The 20,587-nt window shown below is 57.9% G+C and carries 16 protein-coding genes and 1 riboswitch; of the genes, 4 read left to right on the top strand and 12 right to left on the bottom strand.

Annotated features, from left to right (window positions below; translation table 11 throughout):
* Window positions 1-10: 10 nt before the first annotated feature.
* The 5 genes from rapA to araB all read right to left on the bottom strand — a co-directional run bounded on the left by rapA (window position 11) and on the right by araB (window position 9,444).
* Entirely contained in the window at window positions 11-2,917 is a 2,907-nt protein-coding gene (gene rapA, locus ACWYRJ_RS00660) for an RNA polymerase-associated protein RapA (RefSeq protein WP_133293761.1), read from the bottom strand.
* A gap of 128 nt (window positions 2,918-3,045) precedes the next feature.
* Window positions 3,046-5,403 carry a DNA polymerase II gene (polB, locus tag ACWYRJ_RS00655; protein ID WP_455507246.1) on the bottom strand — a complete coding sequence of 786 codons (2,358 nt, stop codon included), beginning with the start codon at window positions 5,401-5,403 and terminating at the stop codon, window positions 3,046-3,048.
* A gap of 74 nt (window positions 5,404-5,477) precedes the next feature.
* Window positions 5,478-6,173, bottom strand: a complete 696-nt coding sequence (araD, locus tag ACWYRJ_RS00650; protein ID WP_111964059.1) for an L-ribulose-5-phosphate 4-epimerase — start codon at window positions 6,171-6,173, stop codon at window positions 5,478-5,480.
* Between the two features lie 48 nt (window positions 6,174-6,221).
* Window positions 6,222-7,724 carry an L-arabinose isomerase gene (gene araA / locus ACWYRJ_RS00645; RefSeq protein ID WP_032649842.1) on the bottom strand — a complete coding sequence of 501 codons (1,503 nt, stop codon included), beginning with the start codon at window positions 7,722-7,724 and terminating at the stop codon, window positions 6,222-6,224.
* 10 nt (window positions 7,725-7,734) lie between these two features.
* Window positions 7,735-9,444 carry a ribulokinase gene (araB, locus tag ACWYRJ_RS00640; RefSeq protein ID WP_111964057.1) on the bottom strand — a complete coding sequence of 570 codons (1,710 nt, stop codon included), beginning with the start codon at window positions 9,442-9,444 and terminating at the stop codon, window positions 7,735-7,737.
* 337 nt (window positions 9,445-9,781) lie between these two features.
* Here araB and araC point away from each other — a divergent pair, with 337 nt between their 5' ends.
* A complete protein-coding gene (gene araC, locus ACWYRJ_RS00635) occupies window positions 9,782-10,627 on the top strand; it encodes an arabinose operon transcriptional regulator AraC (RefSeq protein WP_149367725.1) in 846 nt (281 codons plus the stop codon).
* Between the two features lie 128 nt (window positions 10,628-10,755).
* A complete protein-coding gene (locus tag ACWYRJ_RS00630) occupies window positions 10,756-11,523 on the top strand; it encodes a DedA family protein (RefSeq protein ID WP_111964056.1) in 768 nt (255 codons plus the stop codon).
* A gap of 44 nt (window positions 11,524-11,567) precedes the next feature.
* On the opposite strand, the gene thiQ is transcribed toward ACWYRJ_RS00630, so the two are convergent.
* From thiQ to sgrR, 4 genes are all read right to left on the bottom strand, one after another.
* Entirely contained in the window at window positions 11,568-12,269 is a 702-nt protein-coding gene (gene thiQ / locus ACWYRJ_RS00625) for a thiamine ABC transporter ATP-binding protein ThiQ (protein WP_111964055.1), read from the bottom strand.
* A complete protein-coding gene (gene thiP / locus ACWYRJ_RS00620; protein WP_149367723.1) occupies window positions 12,253-13,863 on the bottom strand; it encodes a thiamine/thiamine pyrophosphate ABC transporter permease ThiP in 1,611 nt (536 codons plus the stop codon). The genes thiQ and thiP overlap by 17 nt, the downstream gene beginning before the upstream one ends.
* Entirely contained in the window at window positions 13,839-14,822 is a 984-nt protein-coding gene (gene thiB / locus ACWYRJ_RS00615) for a thiamine ABC transporter substrate binding subunit (protein WP_069303662.1), read from the bottom strand. The genes thiP and thiB overlap by 25 nt, the downstream gene beginning before the upstream one ends.
* A 31-nt stretch (window positions 14,823-14,853) precedes the next feature.
* A riboswitch (TPP riboswitch) is annotated at window positions 14,854-14,954 on the bottom strand.
* Window positions 14,955-14,990: 36 nt separating this feature from the next.
* Window positions 14,991-16,646 (bottom strand): HTH-type transcriptional regulator SgrR, encoded by a 1,656-nt coding sequence (gene sgrR, locus ACWYRJ_RS00610; protein WP_111964052.1) that lies wholly within the window; start codon window positions 16,644-16,646, stop codon window positions 14,991-14,993.
* 88 nt (window positions 16,647-16,734) lie between these two features.
* Between sgrR and sgrT the strand changes: the two genes are divergently transcribed.
* Together sgrT and ACWYRJ_RS00600 are read left to right on the top strand one after the other, a co-directional pair.
* Complete coding sequence (sgrT, locus tag ACWYRJ_RS00605; RefSeq protein ID WP_023334488.1) at window positions 16,735-16,887, top strand: glucose uptake inhibitor SgrT; 153 nt, start codon at window positions 16,735-16,737, stop codon at window positions 16,885-16,887.
* 119 nt (window positions 16,888-17,006) lie between these two features.
* A complete protein-coding gene (locus ACWYRJ_RS00600) occupies window positions 17,007-18,185 on the top strand; it encodes a sugar efflux transporter (RefSeq protein WP_111964051.1) in 1,179 nt (392 codons plus the stop codon).
* A gap of 48 nt (window positions 18,186-18,233) precedes the next feature.
* Here ACWYRJ_RS00600 and ACWYRJ_RS00595 read toward each other — a convergent pair whose 3' ends face one another.
* The 3 genes from ACWYRJ_RS00595 to leuD form a co-directional block, all read right to left on the bottom strand.
* Window positions 18,234-18,815 (bottom strand): cytochrome b/b6 domain-containing protein, encoded by a 582-nt coding sequence (locus ACWYRJ_RS00595; RefSeq protein ID WP_133293772.1) that lies wholly within the window; start codon window positions 18,813-18,815, stop codon window positions 18,234-18,236.
* A 106-nt stretch (window positions 18,816-18,921) separates the two neighbouring features.
* The gene (locus tag ACWYRJ_RS00590) at window positions 18,922-19,812 is read right to left on the bottom strand and encodes a cation diffusion facilitator family transporter (RefSeq protein ID WP_455507245.1); all 891 of its coding nucleotides are present in this window, start codon (window positions 19,810-19,812) and stop codon (window positions 18,922-18,924) included.
* A 162-nt stretch (window positions 19,813-19,974) separates the two neighbouring features.
* Entirely contained in the window at window positions 19,975-20,580 is a 606-nt protein-coding gene (gene leuD / locus ACWYRJ_RS00585) for a 3-isopropylmalate dehydratase small subunit (RefSeq protein WP_455507244.1), read from the bottom strand.
* Window positions 20,581-20,587 lie beyond the last annotated feature (7 nt).

Here is a 20,587-nt window from a genome sequence, read left to right as displayed (position 1 = left end):
TGCGCTCCGGTTACTGATGCGTCACAACGATAAGACGCAGGGCATCCAGGCGCCAGCTAGCCTGGTTGAGGCTTTCCAGCACCTGCTGACGGTTGCTTTCAATCGCTGCCAGTTCGTCGTCACGGATGTTCGGGTTCACGGCCTTCAACGCCTCCAGACGCGACAGCTCTGCAGACAGTTTCTCGTCGGCTTCCGCGCGCGCGGCGTCAATCAGCGCTCTGGCCGCTTTTTCAATCTGGGTTTCACCCTGCTGGAGAATGGCATGCACGTCCTGCTGGACCGCGTTAACCAGCTTGCTGCCGGTATGGCGGTTCACCGCGCTCAGCTGTCGGTTGAAGCTCTCGAATTCAACCTGTCCCGCCAGGTTCGTACCGTTTTTGTCCAGCAGCAGGCGGACAGGCGTTGGCGGCAGGAAGCGGTTGAGCTGCAGCTGTTTCGGCGCCTGCGCTTCCACAACGTAGATCAGCTCCAGCAGTAGGGTACCCACCGGCAGCGCCTTGTTCTTCAACAGGGAGATGGTGCTGCTGCCGGTATCGCCGGAGAGGATCAGGTCCAGACCGTTGCGGATCAGCGGGTGTTCCCAGGTGATAAACTGGGCATCTTCGCGGGACAGCGCCACATCGCGCTCGAAGGTGATGGTACAGCCATCTTCCGGCAGGCCCGGGAAATCCGGAACCAGCATGTGATCGGACGGGGTCAGGACAATCAGGTTCTCGCCGCGGTCGTCCTGGTTAATGCCGACGATGTCGAACAGGTTCATGGAGAAGCTGATCAGACTGGTGTCATCATCTTGTTCTTCAATACTTTCGGCAAGCGCCTGCGCTTTTTCACCGCCGTTGGAGTGGATCTCAAGCAGGCGGTCGCGGCCCTGTTCCAGCTGCGCTTTTAGCGCGTCGTGCTTCTCACGACAGGACTTAATCAGATCGTCAAAGCCGTCGGTGTTTTCCGGCGCGGCCAGGTAGCCGATCAGATCGCCATGCACCTGATCGTAAATGGTGCGGCCCGTCGGGCAGGTATGTTCAAACGCGTCCAGACCTTCGTGGAACCAGCGCACCAGCACGGACTGGGCCGTTTTTTCCAGATACGGGACGTGGATCTGAATATCATGCGCCTGACCGATACGATCCAGACGGCCGATACGCTGCTCCAGCAGATCGGGGTTGAACGGCAGATCGAACATCACCAGGTTGCTGGCGAACTGGAAGTTACGGCCTTCAGAACCGATTTCAGAGCACAGCATAACCTGAGCGCCGCTGTCCTCTTCGGCAAACCACGCTGCGGCGCGGTCGCGTTCAACGATGGACATGCCTTCGTGGAACACGGCGGCGCGAATGCCTTCGCGCTCGCGCAGGACCTGCTCCAGCTGCAGCGCGGTGGCCGCCTTGGCGCAGATCACCAGCACCTTCTGGGAACGGTGCGCGGTCAGGTAGCCCATCAGCCACTCTACGCGCGGATCGAAGTTCCACCAGGTGCCGGTATCGCCTTCAAATTCCTGGTAGATTTGTTCCGGGTAGAGCATGTCGCGAGCGCGCTCTTCCTGCGTTTTGCGCGCGCCCATAATGCCGGAAACTTTAATGGCCGTCTGATATTGCGTCGGCAGCGGCAGCTTGATGGTGTGCAGCTCGCGTTTCGGGAAGCCTTTGACGCCGTTACGGGTGTTACGGAACAGCACGCGACTGGTGCCGTGGCGATCCATCAGCATGTCGATAAGTTCTTTACGCGCGGATTCCGCGTTCTCGCTGTCGCTGTTAGCGGCCTGCAGCAGCGGCTCGATATCCTGCTCGCCAATCAGATCGCTCAGGGTGTTGAGTTCATCATCAGAAAGACGCTTGCCCGCCAGCAGCAGCGCGACGGCATCCGCAACCGGACGGTAGTTATTCTGTTCTTCCACAAACTGCCCGAAGTCGTGGAAACGGTTTGGATCGAGCAGGCGCAGACGGGCGAAGTGGCTTTCCAGACCCAGCTGTTCCGGCGTTGCGGTCAGCAGCAGGACGCCAGGCACGCGCTCGGCAAGCTGCTCGATAGCCATATATTCGCGGCTCGGCGCGTCTTCACTCCAGACCAGGTGGTGCGCTTCGTCGACCACCATCAAATCCCACTCGGCATCGCACAGGTGCTCTAGACGCTGCTTGCTGCGGCGCACGAAGTCCAGGGAACAGATCACCAGCTGTTCGGTTTCAAAAGGGTTGTCCGCATCATGCTGCGCTTCGGCATAGCGTTCGTCGTCGAACAGGGAGAAACGCAGGTTAAAGCGGCGCAGCATTTCAACCAGCCACTGGTGCTGCAGGGTTTCTGGCACCACAATCAGCACACGTTCGGCAGCGCCGGAAAGCAGCTGTTGATGCAGGATCATGCCTGCTTCAATGGTTTTACCCAGGCCCACCTCATCTGCCAGCAGCACGCGCGGCGCGTGACGACGGCCCACGTCATGGGCGATGTTCAGCTGGTGGGGGATCAGGCTGGTGCGCTGGCCGCGCAGGCCGCTCCACGGCATGCGGTACTGTTCACTCTGGAACTTACGCGCGCGATAGCGCAGGGAGAAGCGATCCATACGGTCGATTTGCCCGGCAAACAGGCGGTCCTGCGGCTTGCTGAACACCAGCTTGCTGTCGAGCAGCACTTCACGCAGGATGACATTTGACTCGTCGGTGTCCAGGCGAGTCCCGATGTAGGCGAGCAGTCCATTCTCTTCTTTTACGTCTTCAATCTTGAGCTGCCAGCCGTCATGGCTGGTCACGGTGTCACCCGGATTAAACATCACGCGGGTTACAGGGGAGTCATTGCGAGCGTACAGACGGTTTTCACCGGTGGCAGGGAAGAGGAGGGTAACCATACGCGTATCGATTGCTACGACGGTTCCTAATCCAAGTTCGCTTTCTGTATCGCTGATCCAGCGTTGACCAAGTGTAAAAGGCATAGTTGTTCGGCTCTAATCTTTAATTGCAGGCAATAGTTCGACTACCGTCAGAAAAAACGGTCATCGAAAAATGGGTCCGGGAATGGAAAGGGCGCTATGGTACTGGATGGCAGCCATTTCGTCACGCGTCAAAATAGGCCAAGTTGCCCTGTAACCAGTGTAGCAAAATCATCGTCGATGAAGGGCAAAATTCCGTCGGCAACCGGCTGAAGCTGACGCGTCAGATAGTGTTCATAATCCAGAGGCGAGTGCTGATAATCCACCGGTTCCGGGCCGTTAATCGTCCAGACGTATTTGATGGTCCCCCGGTTCTGATACTGCGGCGCGCGGCCGCGGCGGACGTTTTCTTCATCTGCCAGACGCGCGGCGCGGACGTGCGGAGGAACGTTACGCTGGTACTCCGCCAGCGGACGGCGCAGACGCTTGCGGTACACCAGCTGCGCGTCAAGTTCGCCCGCCATCAGGCTGGCTATCGTCTCGCGCACGTAGTCCTGATACGGCTCATTGCGGAACACCCGCAGATAAAGCGTCTGCTGGAACTGCTGCGCCAGCGGCGTCCAGTCGGTACGTACCGTCTCCAGCCCTTTAAAGACCATCCGCTGCGCGTCGCCTTCCTGAATTAGCCCGGCGTAGCGCTTCTTGCTGCCCTGATCGGTACCGCGAATGGTGGGCATTAAAAAGCGGGCAAAATGGGTTTCAAATTCCAGCTCCAGCGCGCTGGTTAAGCGCGCTTTCTGCAGATGTTCCTGCCACCAGTCGTTCACGAAGGCGACCAGCCCTTTGCCGATTTGCGCGGCGTCTTCTTCTGAATGCGCGCCCTTAAGCCATACAAAGGTGGAGTCCGTGTCGCCGTAGATGACGTCATAGCCCCGGGACTCAATCAGCGCTTTAGTCTGGCGCATGATCTCGTGTCCGCGCATGGTGATCGACGACGCCAGACGCGGGTCAAAGAAGCGGCAGGCGCTGGTGCCCAGCACGCCGTAAAAGGCGTTCATGATGATTTTCAGCGCCTGCGATAGCGGCTTGTTGCCGTGGCGCTTGGCCTCATCTCGGCCGTGCCAGATGTTTCCCACGATTTCAGGCAGGCAGTGTTTTTCCCGCGAAAAACGTGCGCCGAGGAAGCCTTCGGTGCTGTGCTCATCATCCGGCTGGGCCAGGCCTTCCACCAGCCCGACGGGGTCGATCAGGAAGGTGCGAATTATCGACGGGTAGAGGCTTTTGTAGTCCAGCACCAGAACGGAGTCATACAATCCTGGCCGGGAGTCCATGACATATCCGCCGGGGCTGGCTTGCGGCGGCACGTCCCCAAGGTTGGGGGCGACGTATCCTGCCCGGTGCATCCGCGGAAAATAGAGGTGGCTGAAAGCCGCCACGGAGCCGCCGTGTCTGTCAGCTGCCAGGCCGTTCACCGTCGCGCGCTCCAGCAGGAACGGCATAATCTCGGTTTTATGGAATATCTGCGTGACCAGCTCGCAGTCTTTCAGGTTATAGGTGGCGAGCGCGGGCTTGTCTTCGTTAAAGCGCCGGTCGATCTCGTCCATTCTGTCCCAGGGGTTGTCGATGGATTTACCTTCACCAAGCAGCTCCTGCGCCACCGCCTCGAGGGAGAATGAAGAGAAGTTCCAGAAGGCGGATTTCAGCGCCTCAATGCCGTCGATAATCAGGCGACCGTTCGCCTGGGCGAAGAAGACGCCGTTCTTAAAACCGTGCTCGCGCCATTCCAGCTCGCTGTTGCCGCGGCCAAGCATCAGCGGAATGCGGTAACGCTCGGCGTGCTTTTGCAGCACGCGCAGATCGAACTGCACCACGTTCCAGCCGATCAGGACGTCGGGATCGTAGTCGGCAAACCACTGGTTAAGCTTCTCCAGCAGCTGCGGGTGGCTGTTGACGTACTCAAGCCGGAAATCCAGCGCGGAGGCATTACCATTCGGCGGCCCGAGCATATAGACAACCCGATCGCCGCAGCCTTCCAGGCCAATGCAGTACAGTTCGCCGTGGCGGGTGGTTTCGATATCCAGTGATACCCACTTCAGCGGCGGGCGGTAGTGCGGGTTCGGCTTCAGCCGCGCGTTAACGAGGCTGCCGTTATGCGCGGTGCCGTCCACCCAGACGGGCGCGGTAATAAACCGCTCCATCAGAAAGCGTTCCGGTGGGCGGATATCCGCTTCGTAGAGCGTCACGTCTGCTTCGCGCAGCAGTTTTTCATAGCGCATCAGCTGACGATGGGCGCGACAGTAGAGGCCGTAAACCGGCTGACGGTGGAAATCTTTCAGCTCAAGCGGAGTGATGCGCCAGCCGTTTTCGCCGCGCAGCAGCTCTTTCACTTTTTCGACGTGCGCTTCCGGAATAAAAGCCACGGATTCCTGCGGGGGGAGCGTAACGTGCAGCGGACCGTTTTCCGTCGCCAGCCAGAACGCGACCTCGGTGCCCTGAGGGGTATCCCGCCAGTGTCGGGTCAGTAAAAAGCCTTCTTGCGCCTGCGCCACGCCGTTATCCCAGAAAACAAAACCAGGCCTGATTATAGCCTGGTTAAGATTTTAATGCTGGGTTTATATACAGTTTACTGCCCGTAGTAGGCCTTCGCGCCGTGCTTGCGCAGGTAATGCTTATCCAGCAGGGTTTGCTGCATATCTGGCAGCTGCGGTGCCAGCTGGCGACAGAAGATCCCCATATAGGCGATCTCTTCAAGCACGATGGCGTTATGCACCGCGTCTTCTGCGTTTTTCCCCCAGGCAAACGGGCCGTGGGAGTGCACCAGCACGCCGGGCATTTGCGCCGCGTCGATTCCCCGTTTTTCGAAGGTTTCAACGATCACGTTGCCGGTTTCCCACTCATACTCGCCGTTGATTTCTGCATCGGTCATCAGACGAGTGCAGGGAATGGTGCCGTAGAAGTAGTCCGCGTGGGTGGTGCCTGTCGCCGGGATGGACTGGCCCGCCTGCGCCCAGATGGTGGCATGGCGTGAATGGGTATGCACGATACCGCCGATGGTCGGGAATGAGCGGTACAGCAGGCGGTGGGTCGGCGTATCGGAGGACGGTTTTTTGTTTCCTTCCACCACTTCACCTGTTTCGATGCTGACCACGACCATATCCTCTGCGGTCATCACCGTGTAATCCACGCCCGAAGGCTTGATCACGAATACCCCTTTTTCCCGGTCAACGGCGCTGACGTTGCCCCAGGTCAGGGTCACCAGGTTATGCTTTGGCAGCGCCAGGTTGGCTTCAAGTACCTGACGTTTGAGATCTTCTAACATGGTTGTCTCCCTGCCCGGCGAGCGCAGCGCCACCGGGCATTACGTGCTTTAGCGTTTTGAACCGTAATAGACTTCGTTCCAGCGCAGCGCGTCCTTGAAGGCGGGCAGGCGGGTATCGTTATCAATGACGGTCAGCTCGATATCATGCAGCTCGGCAAACTGACGCATGTCGTTCAGATCCAGCGCGTGGCTGAAGACGGTGTGGTGCGCGCCACCTGCGAGGATCCAGGCTTCTGAAGCGGTCGGCAGATCCGGCTGTGCTTTCCACAGGGCGTTGGCGACCGGCAGTTTCGGTAGAGAATGTGGGGTTTCAACCGCATCGACGCAGTTCACCAGCAGGCGGAAACGATCGCCCAGATCGATCAGGCTGGCGTTGATGGCCGGGCCCGTGCGGGTGTTGAAGATCAGACGCGCCGGATCGGCTTTACCGCCAATACCGAGGTACTGCACGTCCAGGATCGGTTTTTCCTCTACCGCGATGGAAGGGCAGACTTCCAGCATGTGCGAGCCGAGCACCAGGTCGTTGCCGTTTTCGAAGTGGTAGGTGTAGTCCTCCATAAAGGAGGTGCCGCCCTGCAGACCGGTCGACATCACCTTCATGATGCGAAGCAGAGCGGCAGTTTTCCAGTCGCCCTCGCCCGCAAAGCCGTAGCCCTGCTGCATCAGACGTTGTACCGCCAGGCCCGGAAGCTGTTTCAGGCCGTGGAGGTCTTCAAAGGTGGTGGTAAAAGCGTGGAAGCCGCCCTGTTCCAGGAAGCGCTTCATGCCCAGCTCGATGCGCGCCGCGTCCAGCACGTTCTGGCGCTTATCGCCGTTGATTTGTGCCGCAGGCGTCAGGCGGTAGCTGCTTTCGTACTCGTCCACCAGCGCGCTCACGTCGCCGTCGCTGATTTCATTCACCACCTGCACCAGGTCGCCCACGGCCCAGGTATTTACGGAGAAGCCGAACTTGATCTGCGCGGCCACTTTGTCGCCGTCGGTGACCGCCACTTCACGCATGTTGTCGCCGAAACGCACCACTTTCAGGTGGCGGGTATCCTGCTTAGAGACCGCCTGGCGCATCCAGGAGCCGATACGTTGTTGCGCTTTGCCATCCTGCCAGTGGCCGGTGACCACCGCATGCTGCTGACGCATACGCGCGCCGATAAAGCCGAACTCGCGGCCGCCGTGCGCGGTCTGGTTCAGGTTCATAAAGTCCATGTCGATGCTGTCCCACGGCAGGGAGGCGTTGAACTGGGTGTGGAACTGCAGCAGCGGTTTGTTGAGGATAGACAGGCCGTTGATCCACATTTTTGCGGGGGAGAAGGTGTGCAGCCACACCACCAGACCGGCGCATTTATCGTCGTAGTTGGCGTCGCGGCAGATGTGAGTGATTTCGTCCGGCGTTGTGCCCAGCGGTTTCAGCACCAGTTTGCACGGCAGCTTGGCTTCCGCATTCAGCGCGTTAACGACGTGCTCCGCGTGTTTTGTCACCTGCTGCAGCGCTTCCGGTCCGTACAGATGCTGGCTGCCAATCACAAACCACACTTCATAGTTATTAAAAATGGTCATCATCGTGTCCTTAATGGGTCAGGGTTGCCGTAGTGTCCGCGGTGCTTTTGGCCGGGGCGGCGACAGGGAGATAGTGAAGTTCGGCGCTTTTTGCCCATTGCTGGTAGCGCTGATAAAGCTGTTCAAAGCGTTGTGCCTGCTGGGCACGCGGCTGGAGCGTATTTTCGACAGCGCTCGCCATATGCTGCTGCGCGGTCGGGATATCCGCATGGACCCCTGCGGCCACGGCGGCAAAAATCGCCGCGCCCAGCGCGCAGCACTGATCGGAGGCCACAATCTGAAGCGGACGGTTCAGCACGTCGCAGCAGGCCTGCATGATCACCGGGTTTTTACGGGCAATACCGCCCAGAGCCATCACGTTATTCACGTCGATGCCCTGCCCGGTGAAGCACTCCATTATCGCGCGGGCGCCGAAGGCCGTTGCGGCAATAAGGCCGCCGAACAGCGCAGGGGCGTCGGTTGCCAGGTTGAGATCCGCGATCACACCTTTCAGACGCTGGTTGGCGAACGGCGTACGACGGCCGTTAAACCAGTCCAGCACTACCGGGAGGTGATCGAGAGAAGGATTTTTTGCCCAGGCTTCGGTGAGCTGCGGCAGGAGCTGCTTTTTGCTCTCGGCTATCTGTGTTTTCAGTTCAGGATGCGCCGCCGCCAGCTGGTCCAGCGGCCAGCCCAGCACGCGGCCAAACCAGGCGTAGATATCGCCAAACGCGGACTGACCGGCTTCCAGGCCGATGAAGTCCGGCACCACGCTGCCGTCAACCTGTCCGCAGATGCCTTTTACCGCGCGGTCGCCGACGGTGGCTTTATCCGCCGTCAGGATGTCGCAGGTGGAAGTCCCGATGACTTTGACCAGCGTGTTTGGCTGTGCGCCCGCGCCCACGGCGCCCATATGGCAGTCAAAGGCGCCGCCAGAGATCGCCACGTTCTGCGGCAGACCGAGGCGCGTTGCCCACTCTTCGCAGAGGGTGCCGACGGGAACATCGGCGGTGAAGGTGTCGGTAAACAGCGGGTATGTCAGGCTCTTGTTGATAATCGGGTCGAGTTCATCAAAGAACGCGGCAGGCGGCAGGCCGCCCCAGCTTTCATGCCACAGGGATTTATGCCCGGCGCTGCAGCGACCGCGGCGGATATCCTGCGGGCGGGTGGTGCCGGAGAGCAGGGCAGGCACCCAGTCGCACAGTTCAACCCATGACGCGGCAGCCTGCGCAACGGAGTCGTCGGCACGGGTGACGTGGAGGATCTTGGCCCAGAACCATTCGCTGGAGTAAATCCCGCCGATGTAGCGCGAGTAGTCTGTTTTGCCGGGCTGATGGCATAAGCGCGTAATGGCTTCGGCCTCTTCCACGGCGGTGTGGTCTTTCCACAGCACGAACATGGCGTTCGGGTTGTCGGCAAACTCCGGGCGCAGCGCCAGCACGCGTCCTTCGGCATCCACAGGGGCTGGCGTGGAGCCGGTGCTGTCGACGCCAATCCCCACAATCTCAGCTCGCTGGGCGTCAGTCAGTTCGGCCAGGACGGTTTTGATCGCCGCTTCCATCGACTCGATATAGTCACGCGGGTGGTGGCGGAACTGGTTGTTCGGCGCATCACAGTAGCGCCCCTCTTGCCAGCGCGGGTACCACTCAACGCTGGTTGCTATCTCCTGGCCGGACGTACAGTCCACTGCCAGCGCGCGAACCGAATCGCTGCCAAAATCGAGGCCAATCGCAATTGCCATGGTGTTGCTCCATCGAAAAAACAGGTATGGAAGAACATTAGAGACTGGGGGAAAAAGTCGTCAGGCAGGATCCGCTAATCTTATGGACTAAATTGCTGTTACAACGGAAAGTGTGACGCCGTGCAAATATTCAATGTGGACATTTCTGCCGCACTTATAGACACTTTTGTTACTGGTTATCTGCTTGCTCTGGCGAAGAAATCAGGGGGAAAGGCTGAAACATGGCGGACGTAAAAGCGGCGTGATGCTTTTTAGATCTTTACGCGGGCCATTTTTAAGCTGCTTTTAGTGATATGGACAATTGGTTTCCTTCAGGACCCTTGGGAGAACTGAATCTATGGCCGAAACGCAAAACGATCCCCTGCTGCCGGGATACTCGTTTAACGCGCACCTTGTGGCGGGACTGACCCCTATCGAGGCTGAGGGATATCTCGACTTTTACGTCGACCGACCGCTTGGGATGAAAGGGTATATCCTCAACCTCACCGTGCGAGGGGAAGGAATCATCAAGAACGGTGACCAGCAGTTTGTCTGCCGCCCGGGGGATATCCTGCTGTTCCCGCCGGGTGAGATCCACCACTATGGCCGTCATCCTGAGGCCAAAGAGTGGTATCACCAGTGGGTTTACTTCCGTCCGCGCGCCTACTGGCAGGAGTGGCTTTCCTGGCCAGCAATTTTTGCGCACACCGGTTTTTATCGCCCGGACGAGGTTCATCTTGCGCAGTTTCGCGAGCTTTTTGCCCAGATTATCGAGGCGGGGCAGGCCGGTGGTCGCTATGCCGAACTGCTGGCGATAAACCTCCTTGAACAGCTGCTGCTGCGACGGATGGAGGCGATTAACGAGTCGCTTAACCCGCCGCTGGATAACCGCGTGCGCGACGCCTGCCAGTACATCAGCGACCACCTGGCCGATAGCCAGTTTGATATCGCCAGCGTTGCTCAGCACGTCTGCCTGTCGCCGTCGCGGCTGTCGCATCTGTTCCGCCAGCAGCTGGGCGTCAGCGTATTGAGCTGGCGTGAAGATCAGCGCATCAGCCAGGCGAAACTGTTGCTCAGCACCACCCGGATGCCCATCGCCACCGTGGGACGCAACGTAGGCTTTGAGGATCAGCTCTATTTCTCCCGCGTATTTAAAAAATGTACCGGTGCCAGTCCGAGTGAATTCCGCGCGGGATGTGAATAATTGGTAAAAAAAGATAAACAAACAGGTGAATGCGGAAAGCAACCTGTAAACTATTCAGACAATTGTTGCCTTGACGCGGTGCGGGGCGCTAAGCAGAATCGCTGATTCGTTTTCTGACCGGAATAGTTATGCAGGCATTGCTGGAACACTTTATTACCCAGTCCGTTATGTACTCGCTCATCGCCGTGGCGCTGGTGGCGTTTCTGGAGTCGCTGGCGCTCGTCGGGTTAATCCTGCCCGGCACCGTAATGATGGCAGGGCTTGGTGCGCTGATTGGCAGCGGCGAGGTTAATTTCTGGCAGGCGTGGCTCGCCGGGATTATCGGCTGCCTGCTCGGCGACTGGATCTCCTTCTGGCTGGGCTGGCGCTTTAAGAAGCCGCTGCACCGCTGGTCGTTCATGAAAAAGAACAAAGCCTTGCTGGATAAAACCGAGCATGCGCTGCATCAGCACAGCATGTTTACCATCCTCGTCGGGCGCTTTGTCGGGCCAACGCGTCCGCTGGTGCCAATGGTGGCCGGGATGCTGGATCTGCCCGTCGCGAAATTCGTGGTGCCGAACATTATCGGCTGCGTCTTCTGGCCGCCGTTCTACTTCCTGCCGGGGATCCTCGCGGGTGCTGCCATTGATATTCCGGACGGGATGCAAAGCGGTGAGTTTAAGTGGTTGCTGCTGGGCACGGCGCTGCTGCTGTGGCTGGCGGTCTGGCTCTGCTGGCGACTGTGGCGCAGCGCTAAAGCCAGTGTCGATCGCCTGACGCGCTACCTCCCGCGTACTCGCCTGCTCTGGCTGGCTCCGCTGACGCTGGGTGTGGCTGCGGTAGCCCTGGTCGCGCTGATTCGTCACCCGCTGATGCCGGTGTACGGTGAGATTTTGTTAAAAGTGGTCAGTCGTTAAGGACTATTGCCCTCTCCCAGTGGGAGAGGGCAAGGGTGAGGGCATCAGACCGCACGAATGCCCAACAGTGAAGACGCCCCCGCTTGACCACTGAGCAGCTCTTCCGTCTTCCCATCCCATGCAATCCGCCCTTCGGCAACGACCACCGATCTCGGCGCAATCCGTGCTGCATCCTCAATACTGTGCGAAACCATCAGCATCGTCAGCTGCTGGCGCTGGCAGACCTCCTGCACCAGGGCGAGCATCTCCTGACGCAGCGCGGGATCGAGCGCCGAGAAGGGCTCATCCAGCAGCAGAAGCGGCTGCTCGCGCACCAGACAACGCGCCAGCGCCACGCGCTGACGCTGGCCGCCGGAGAGCTCGCCCGGCAGCCTGTCGATAAATTCGGTGATCCCCATCTGTCCGGCAATCACTTCAAGTTTTTCGCGTTGGGCATCGTTCAGCCTGAGCCCCGGATGCATTCCCAGCGCGATGTTTTGCCGCACCGTCAGATGGGTGAAGAGGTTATTTTCCTGAAACAGCATCGACACAGGACGTTTAGCCGGAGGGGCGTTGGTGAAATCACGATTATCGATGGCTATCGACCCGCTGGCAGGTTGCAGAAAGCCGGCGATCAAATTGAGCAAGGTGCTTTTCCCGGCACCGCTTGGGCCAAGCACCGCAATCCGCTCGCCCTGCTGAACGGAGAGCGTGAAGCGCATCGGCAGATGCTGATAGAGCCAGGTTACATCAGTCAGTTTTAACATCACGCCCCGGGAGTTTTTCGATAACGGTAAATAAGGCAAAGCACAGCAGCAGCAGTAACAGCGCGGTAACCGCGCCATCCTGACTGCGGTAAGAGCCGATTTGCTGATAAAGCCAGTACGGAAGCGTGCGGAAATCGTCATTGCCGAACAGCGCCACGACGCCAAAGTCTCCAATAGAGAGCACGCAGGCAAACGCCAGCGCCTGCGCCAGCGGGCGTTTTAGCGCGCGCAGTTCGACTACCTTCAGCCGCTGCCAGCCCTGCATCCCCAGCGACTGGCACAGCAAACCGTAGCGGCTGTTGACGTCGCGCATCGGGTTTTCCAGCACCTTGAGCGCGTAGGGGATGGCCATTAAGGCGTTGGTGAAAATCACAATGCCATCTGCCCTTTCCGGCAGGCCGAAGGTGCTGTTAAACAGTAAAAAGAAGCCCGTTGCCAGCACGATGCCCGGCATCGCCAGGATCAGCATGCCCGTCAGCTCCAGCATTTGTCCGGCTTTTTGCGCCTGGCGGGCGTAGAGCTCACGGCTGCTCCACAGCAGCATCATGGTCAGGAGGACGCACAGTAATCCGGCAGCGAGGGCGATACGCAGCGAGGTCCAGGTGGCTTGCCAGAGAACGGGCTGTTGCAGGACGGACCCGAGATTGAGGTTCAATCCGTCAACAATAACGGCCATCAGCGGCGGCAGCAGTAGCAGAAGCGCCAGCGCGATCAGGATAAAATCACTGACGCGGCTGTGCAGGCTGTCCTGCGGATCGCGCCAGCCGGTTATTTGATGACTGCCAGCGGGAATGGCTTTACTCAGCCGCTGGCTCAACAGCACCAGCGCAAGACAGCACGCCATCTGCACCATCGCCAGCAGCGCGGCGCGACCGGGATCGTAGTCGTAACTCAGCGCCTGGTAAATCGCCAGCTCAATGGTGGTGGCCTGCGGCCCGCCGCCGAGTGACAGCACGGTGGCAAAGCTGGCAAAGCAGAGCATAAAGATTAACGCCGCCACGGGCGGGAGCTGGCGGCGAAGCCACGGCCATTCGACAAAGCGGAAGAACGACACGCCGCGCATGCCGAGCTGGGCGGCAATCTGACGCTGTTCGCCGGGAATATTTTCCAGCGCCTGCAAAAAGAGGCGCGTTGCCATCGGCATATTGAAAAATACGTGCGCCAGCAGAATGCCCTGCAGTCCGTAAGGCGAGAATGACCATTCCAGGCCAAGCTGACCGAACAGTGAAGACAGCCAGCCCTGGCGACCGTAAACGCTTAGAATACCAAATACCGCCACCAGCACGGGCAGGATCAGCGTCATGGCGCACAGGCGCAGCAGGGCCTGCCTGCCGGGAAATCGCCGTCGATACAGAGCGCGTGCCAGAAAAATAGCCGGGATCACCGACAGCAGGGCAGAAAGAGACGCCTGCCAGAAGGAGAACCGGATAACGTGCCAGAGGTAGCTGTCGTGCCAGAGGGCGAGCAGGTCGCTCCCTGGCGCGTTAAACCACAATGCAAGAAAAGCCCCCAGGCTGACCGCTACCATCACGGCGGCGGCGAGCAGCCCGGGAAGTAACCAGCCGGGAATCAACGGCTGACGGCGCGTTGCCATTCGCTTACCCATGCTGCACGCTGCGCGGCGACCTGCTGCGGCGTAAACTCCAGCGAGGTTTTCGGTTTGGTCAACTGCTCGAAACCTGCGGGCAGCGCAACGTTAGTAACCGGATACATCCAGTTGCCCGCTGGAATGGCGTTCTGGAACGCCGGTGAAACCATAAACTTCAGGAACTTCTCGGCCAGCTCCGGCTGTTTGCTGGCAGCGGTACGCGCGGCCACTTCCACCTGCAGATAGTGCCCTTCCGCAAAATCTGCGGCTGCATAGTTGTCTTTTTTCTCGGCGATAATGTGGTAGGCCGGGGAGGTGGTGTAGCTCAGCACCAGGTCGCTTTCGCCTTTGAGGAACAGGCCGTAGGCTTCGCTCCAGCCTTTGGTCACGGTGACGGTTTTGGCGGCCAGCTTCTGCCATGCTTCCGGTGCTTTATCCCCGTAGACCTTTTGCATCCATAGCAGCAGGCCCAGACCCGGCGTGCTGGTACGCGGATCTTCGTAAATTACGCGCCACTTCTGATCGCTTTCGACCAGCTCTTTCAGGCTCTTCGGCGGGTTTTTCAGCTTATTTTTGTCGTAAACAAAAGCAAAGTAGCCGTAGTCGAACGGCACAAAGGTGTCGTTCTTCCAGCCGCCCGGCACGTTAACGGCATCTGCCGCGACGCCGCTTTTGGCAAACAGTTTGGTTTGCGAGGCGGCTTCCAGCAGGTTGTTATCCAGCCCGAGTACCACGTCGGCTTTACTGTTTTTTCCTTCCATGCGCAGACGGTTGAGCAGCGACACGCCATCTTCAAGCGCCACGAACTTCAGCTCGCAGTTGCAGTCCGCTTCAAAGGCTTTTTTGACAACCGGGCCAGGGCCCCAGTCGGCAGAGAAGGAGTCGTAGGTGTAGACCGTCAGGACGGGTTTGGCAAAAGCAGGCAGCGCGAACAGCGCCAGCAGGGGGAGAACTTTTTTTAACACTTTGCACCTCAGGGTTGAGTGGCAAAGGATTTTGAGCGACAGCCTCAAATCCCTTCGCCGGCGTTATCCGGATCAGGTTCGACGGGTATTATCTCAGCGCACATCTGTGATGCAGCACCCCGTTGAGAACGGCGCTATTGTAATGATTTGGTGAATATTACGAAAGCGTTATGGCTCCGGTGGCGCAAACCAGGCGGATTTAAAATCAAACCAGCCCAGGGTGTTCATCCGCAGGCCGCGCATGCTGCGCTGGCCCTGGATCATCAGCCAGTGGTGGATCAGCGGGACGATCGCCTGCTCGGCCAGCAGCTGCTGGCACCAAACGGCAAGGTTCATCTCGCCCGATCGCCATAGGGCGGCGTCCTGCTGCCAGTCCCGATCGATGCAGTGCTGGATCAGCGGGACTTCATACAGGTGTGAAAATAATGAAAAATCGAGCGGCAGGGTAAAATTAGCGCTGTTGAGCCAGATATCGCTGGCGATCTCTCCCTGATGCCATTCGTCATAGTCCACTTCTCTTACCTCTAACTTGACCCCCTCGGCTGCCAGCAGGCGGGTCATGATCCTCGCGATAAAACGATGCTCCACGTGCTCGCGGTAGTAGGTCAGGGTGATGGACTCCAGCCCTGCGGGTTTGTCGCAGTGCGACGGCCGGGCGTGGTGCCAGCGCGGAAGCAGGCCGTAGGCCGGAAACCAGTATGTCTGGTACTGCTCTTCCGCATGGTAGATCAGATTGGAAGGGGACAGCACGTGGCTGATCCACTTGCGGACGCCCTGGTTTGCCCCGCGGTGGGTGCGGCGGTCAAACAGGAGATAGTAGCATCCTTCCTCCAGGCGGCTCTCCACGGCCTTTTCTCCGGTGGTGGGGCCTTCAAGCGTCAGACCGCAGCTCAGGTCTTCATTGAGATCAGGCAATACCCACACGTTCACTTCGTCGATCAGCGCCCGATAGCCAAAGTAGTCATCGAACGCGCGGATTTTCAGCTGGTTGCTGTTATTGCGGGACACGGAGTAGGGCCCGGTGCCAATCGGCAGGCTGGCAAAATTGTTCAATGATTCCCACTCGCCGGGCAAAATCATCGACGGTACATAGCCCAGCAGCCAGGGAAGCCACTTGTCCTGCTGCGACAGCTCAATGTCTAGCGTCCAGGCCGTGGGGGAGTGGATGCGCGAAATATGCGAGTAGAGCGGCAGCCTGCGGGCGCGTTCCAGAGAGGCGATGACGTCGTGCATCTCCAGCTCGCGGCCGTGGTGAAAGTGGATGCCGGGGCGTAAGAAGAAGCGCCAGTGGCGCGGGGAAAGCTGCTGCCAGTGGTGCGCAATATCCGCCTCCAGTTCCCCGTTTTCCTCATTTATGCGCGTCAGGCCGCTGAAGATTTGTCGGGCCATGTGGGTTTCCGAGCGGCGTAACGCCGTGCCGGGCAACAGATTTTTCATCGGACGGTAGTAGAGCACCCGAAGAATGTGTCGGCCCTGACGAAAGCTGCGTCCGAGATGGGAGACCAGCATCTGGCGCACGGCGGCCTTGTCGCCCACCAGCTGGACCAGCTGATCGATGCGGTCCTGTTCGAGCAGATCTTCTGCGCGCTGCTGCTGCAACGCCAGTCCGGTATACAGGAAGGTCAGCCGCGAACGTTTGCCGCGTCCCGCTTCCGCTTCCCAGCTTAACCACCCCTGCTGCTGCATGGTGTTGAGCAGCGTGCGCATATGACGGCGGGAACAGCTAAGCAGGTCCGCCAGCTCGTTGAGCGTGGTCTCCTGCGATTGTCCCTCGCAGCACTGCCAGAGGCGGATAAACTGTTGTTGCAGACGACCGGAAGGCATAAAAGGGGAACTCCTGACAAAAAACCAGCAATTTATTTATCCCTATATTAGGCCAATAATTCTCCTCGATGAAGCGAGGAGGTAAATTATGAAGAGGTCTACCGCACGTCAGTTTTATCAGCAGTACTTTTCAGCGACAAAAGGATCGTCCTGGCTGGCCCGCCGGTGTGCAGAGCAACGGCTGAAAACGTTAGAAGAATTGATGCAGTGGGACGTTACGACACCGACCTCTTCCCGCTAACTCGCCTCGATCATGTGTGACTGAGTATTGGTGCTTATCACCCGCCAGCAAAATGTTTTTGCTGGCTTTTTTCGTTTACTATTCACCCAATTTCGATTCGCTTTCACAAGGACTTGCGCATGCTGTGGTTGATGACGATGGGGCGACGCCTGAACGGCGTGTATGCCGCTTTTATGCTGGTGGCCTTTATGATGGGCGTGGCGGGGGCGCTTCAGGCGCCGACGCTGAGCCTGTTTCTCAGCCGCGAGGTGGGGGCTCAGCCGTTTTGGGTCGGCCTGTTTTATACCGTCAATGCCATTGCCGGGATCCTGGTCAGCCTCGCGCTGGCGAAACGATCGGACAGCCAGGGCGATCGCCGCAAGCTGATCCTCTTTTGCTGCGCCATGGCCGTGGGTAACGCGCTGCTCTTTGCCTTCAATCGTCATTATCTGACGCTCATTACCTGCGGCGTGCTGCTGGCGTCGTTGGCGAACACCGCTATGCCGCAGCTGTTCGCCCTGGCCCGTGAATATGCGGATAACTCCGCGCGGGAAGTGGTGATGTTCAGCTCGGTGATGCGTGCCCAGCTCTCGCTGGCGTGGGTCATTGGTCCGCCGCTGGCCTTTATGCTGGCGTTGAACTATGGCTTTACCACCATGTTCTCCATTGCGGCAGGGATTTTTGTCATCAGCCTGGCGCTGATAGCCTTCGCACTGCCGTCCGTGGCCCGCGTCGAACAGGCGACGGATAAACCTGTTACCCAGGTGAGCGGCTGGCAGGACAAGAACGTCCGCATGTTGTTTATTGCCTCGACGCTGATGTGGACCTGCAACACCATGTACATTATTGATATGCCGCTGTGGATCAGCAGCGATCTGGGCTTACCGGACAAGCTCGCAGGGATCTTAATGGGAACCGCCGCCGGGCTGGAAATTCCGGCGATGATTCTGGCGGGCTATTACGTTAAGCGCTTTGGAAAGCGTCGGATGATGATCGTCGCCGTGGCGGCCGGGGTACTGTTCTACGCGGGGTTGATCCTTTTCCATTCGCGTGAAGCGTTGCTGGCGCTGCAGCTGTTTAACGCCGTGTTTATTGGAATTGTTGCCGGGATCGGCATGCTCTGGTTCCAGGATCTGATGCCCGGCCGTGCAGGCTCGGCAACGACGCTTTTTACCAACAGTATTTCAACCGGCGTGATCCTGGCGGGCGTGATTCAGGGGGCGCTGGCGCAAAGCTATGGCCATGCGTCGGTCTACTGGATGATTGCGGCGCTATCCGTCGTGACGCTCCTGCTGACCTGCCGCGTAAAAGACGTGTGATCGGATGAGTGAAACGGAGCCCGGGAGCACCGGGCTCTGCGAACCGTTTTATTCGGAATACTGATATTTACGCTGCGCGCGTAGCGTCAGGTACATATGAACGAGGCCCATGAAACCGTGTGCCCAGAAATATGTCTCAATAAAAACTGTCAGGAATTTATGCAAATCTAAGACGGATTCCGTGACGGACGAAACCGGCCCAAGCGTGGCGTTCAGCACGAACCAGGCCGCGCCGCAGAGTGCAACGCCCAGCAGCGCCAGCACACCCAGACCTTGCACCGTTGCCGCCATACCGCCAGCATGCGCGTCAGGTAATTGACGCTGCGCGAGGGTGCGAATATCTTCAACGATTCCACGAAAATCCAGCGCCAGCCAGGCGAAGTAATACTTAAATCCGCGCTGGGTTAACATCCATGCCATCATGGCAATACCACAAAAAATTAAACCAAACCCTGAGATAACATGGATCCAGGTAACAATTCCGTTCAGTCCGGATTCGTGGAGGGCCTCGCTTTCGGTGAAATTAGAATTGATAATTTGGGCCAGCACCAGTATGGCTACAAGAATGTGCAGTACGCGAAGAAAAGGCGTTTCTTTATGGGGAAGCGTATTACGTAGCGTTGGGTTCATCGCTTTTTACCTCAATAATGAGAGAGCTGATGCGATGCAGTGTGACGCAGATTAATTAACGAAACCTTAACGATGAGTAGCGTCACACTGTATTTATGCGTTCCGATTAGTGGGCAGGATCAATATGCGTCATCACGTTCAGCACATTGAATTTTTGCATCACGTTGTTTCTGGCATTGACGGCAATCTGATGCCCTTCTTTTACGCTTAATTCGCCGTTCACTTCCAGATGGACATCGACAAGGGCTAAATCGCCCATCTTGCGGGTTTTTAAATCATGGAGTCCGGTGACGCCTTCGGTTGAGAGAAGACACGTTTTGATATCGTGCTCCAGCTCGGGTTCAAGCGAACGGTCCATCAGATCGTGCAGGGCATCGGCAGAGAATTTGTAACCCATATGGGCGATGAACACTCCGACAATCAGGGCCGCAATCAGGTCCATCGCGTGAAAACCCACTAAATTCCCCGCAATACCGATGGCGACAACCACTGACGACGCTGCGTCAGAACGGGCATGCCAGGCATTGGCTATCAGCAGCGAGGACTGAATACGTTTTCCCGTGGCAAACATGTATCTGAACAGACTCTCCTTCACCACCAGCGCCAGTATCGCCACCCACAAAGCGGCCCCTTTTACTATCTGATGCGTCTCGGGATTAAGCAGTTTATTGCCAGCGGACCAGAGCATCCCGACCCCCACGAGCAGCAGAATAGCGCCAATAATAAGCTTTGCACCGTTTTCGAAACGCAGATGACCGTAATGATGATCGATATCAGAGGCTTTCTGACTCTTTTTATTCGCAATCAGAACGACAAAGTCAGAAGATAAATCGGAAAGAGAATGAATCCCATCAGCAATTAACCCCTGCGAGCCGGAGAATATTCCTGCAACTATCTGAAAGCAGGTGAGTAAAATATTAATTATCACGCTTGCTAATGTGCATTTGTGTATTTCCCTAGAACGGATATGAGACTCATTGCTATTTTTCTTTTCCATGATAATTTCCGCTACCAACTGATTGAGCGATTATTCTGCGCAGGGAACATTAAATTGACGTTAAATATAACGTCATTATTGGCTGGGTTTAGGAATATTTACAGAATGAGGGCGGGTATCGGGATAAAATGCGGCCTGCAGAGTGCACTGCAGGCCGGAGGATTACTTCATAAATGCAGGTTGTTTGTTTTCGTAAGTGGCAATCGCCGCTTCGTGCTGGAGAGTTAAACCTATGCTGTCCAGACCGTTCAGCATGCAGTGACGGCGGAACGCATCAATGCTGAAGCTGTAGGTTTTATCCCCGGCTTTCACCACTTCCGCTTCCAGATCCACTTCAAACGAAATACCCGGATTCGCCTTAACCAGCGCGAACAACTCATCGATCTGTTCATCGCTCAGCGTGACGGGCAGCAGCTGGTTGTTGAAGCTGTTACCGTAAAAAATATCCGCGAAGCTTGGGGCGATGACCACTTTGAAGCCGTAATCGGTGAGCGCCCACGGAGCGTGTTCGCGGGATGAGCCGCAGCCAAAGTTTTCTCGGGCCAGTAAAATGGAGGCGCCTTTGTACTCCGGGAAGTTCAGAACGAATTCCGGATTAGGCACTTCGCCTTTGTCGTCCAGGAAACGCCAGTCGTTGAACAGGTGCGCGCCAAAGCCGGTACGCGTCACCTTCTGCAGAAACTGTTTGGGAATAATAGCGTCAGTATCGACGTTAGCGGCGTCCAGCGGGACAACCCGGCCCGTATGTTGGGTAAATTTCTCTGCCATGATTGTC

Source organism: Enterobacter sp. (genome assembly GCF_977039595.1).
The sequence above is the reverse complement of the archived record's forward strand: the minus strand, read 5'-3'. Positions and strand labels throughout refer to the sequence as shown.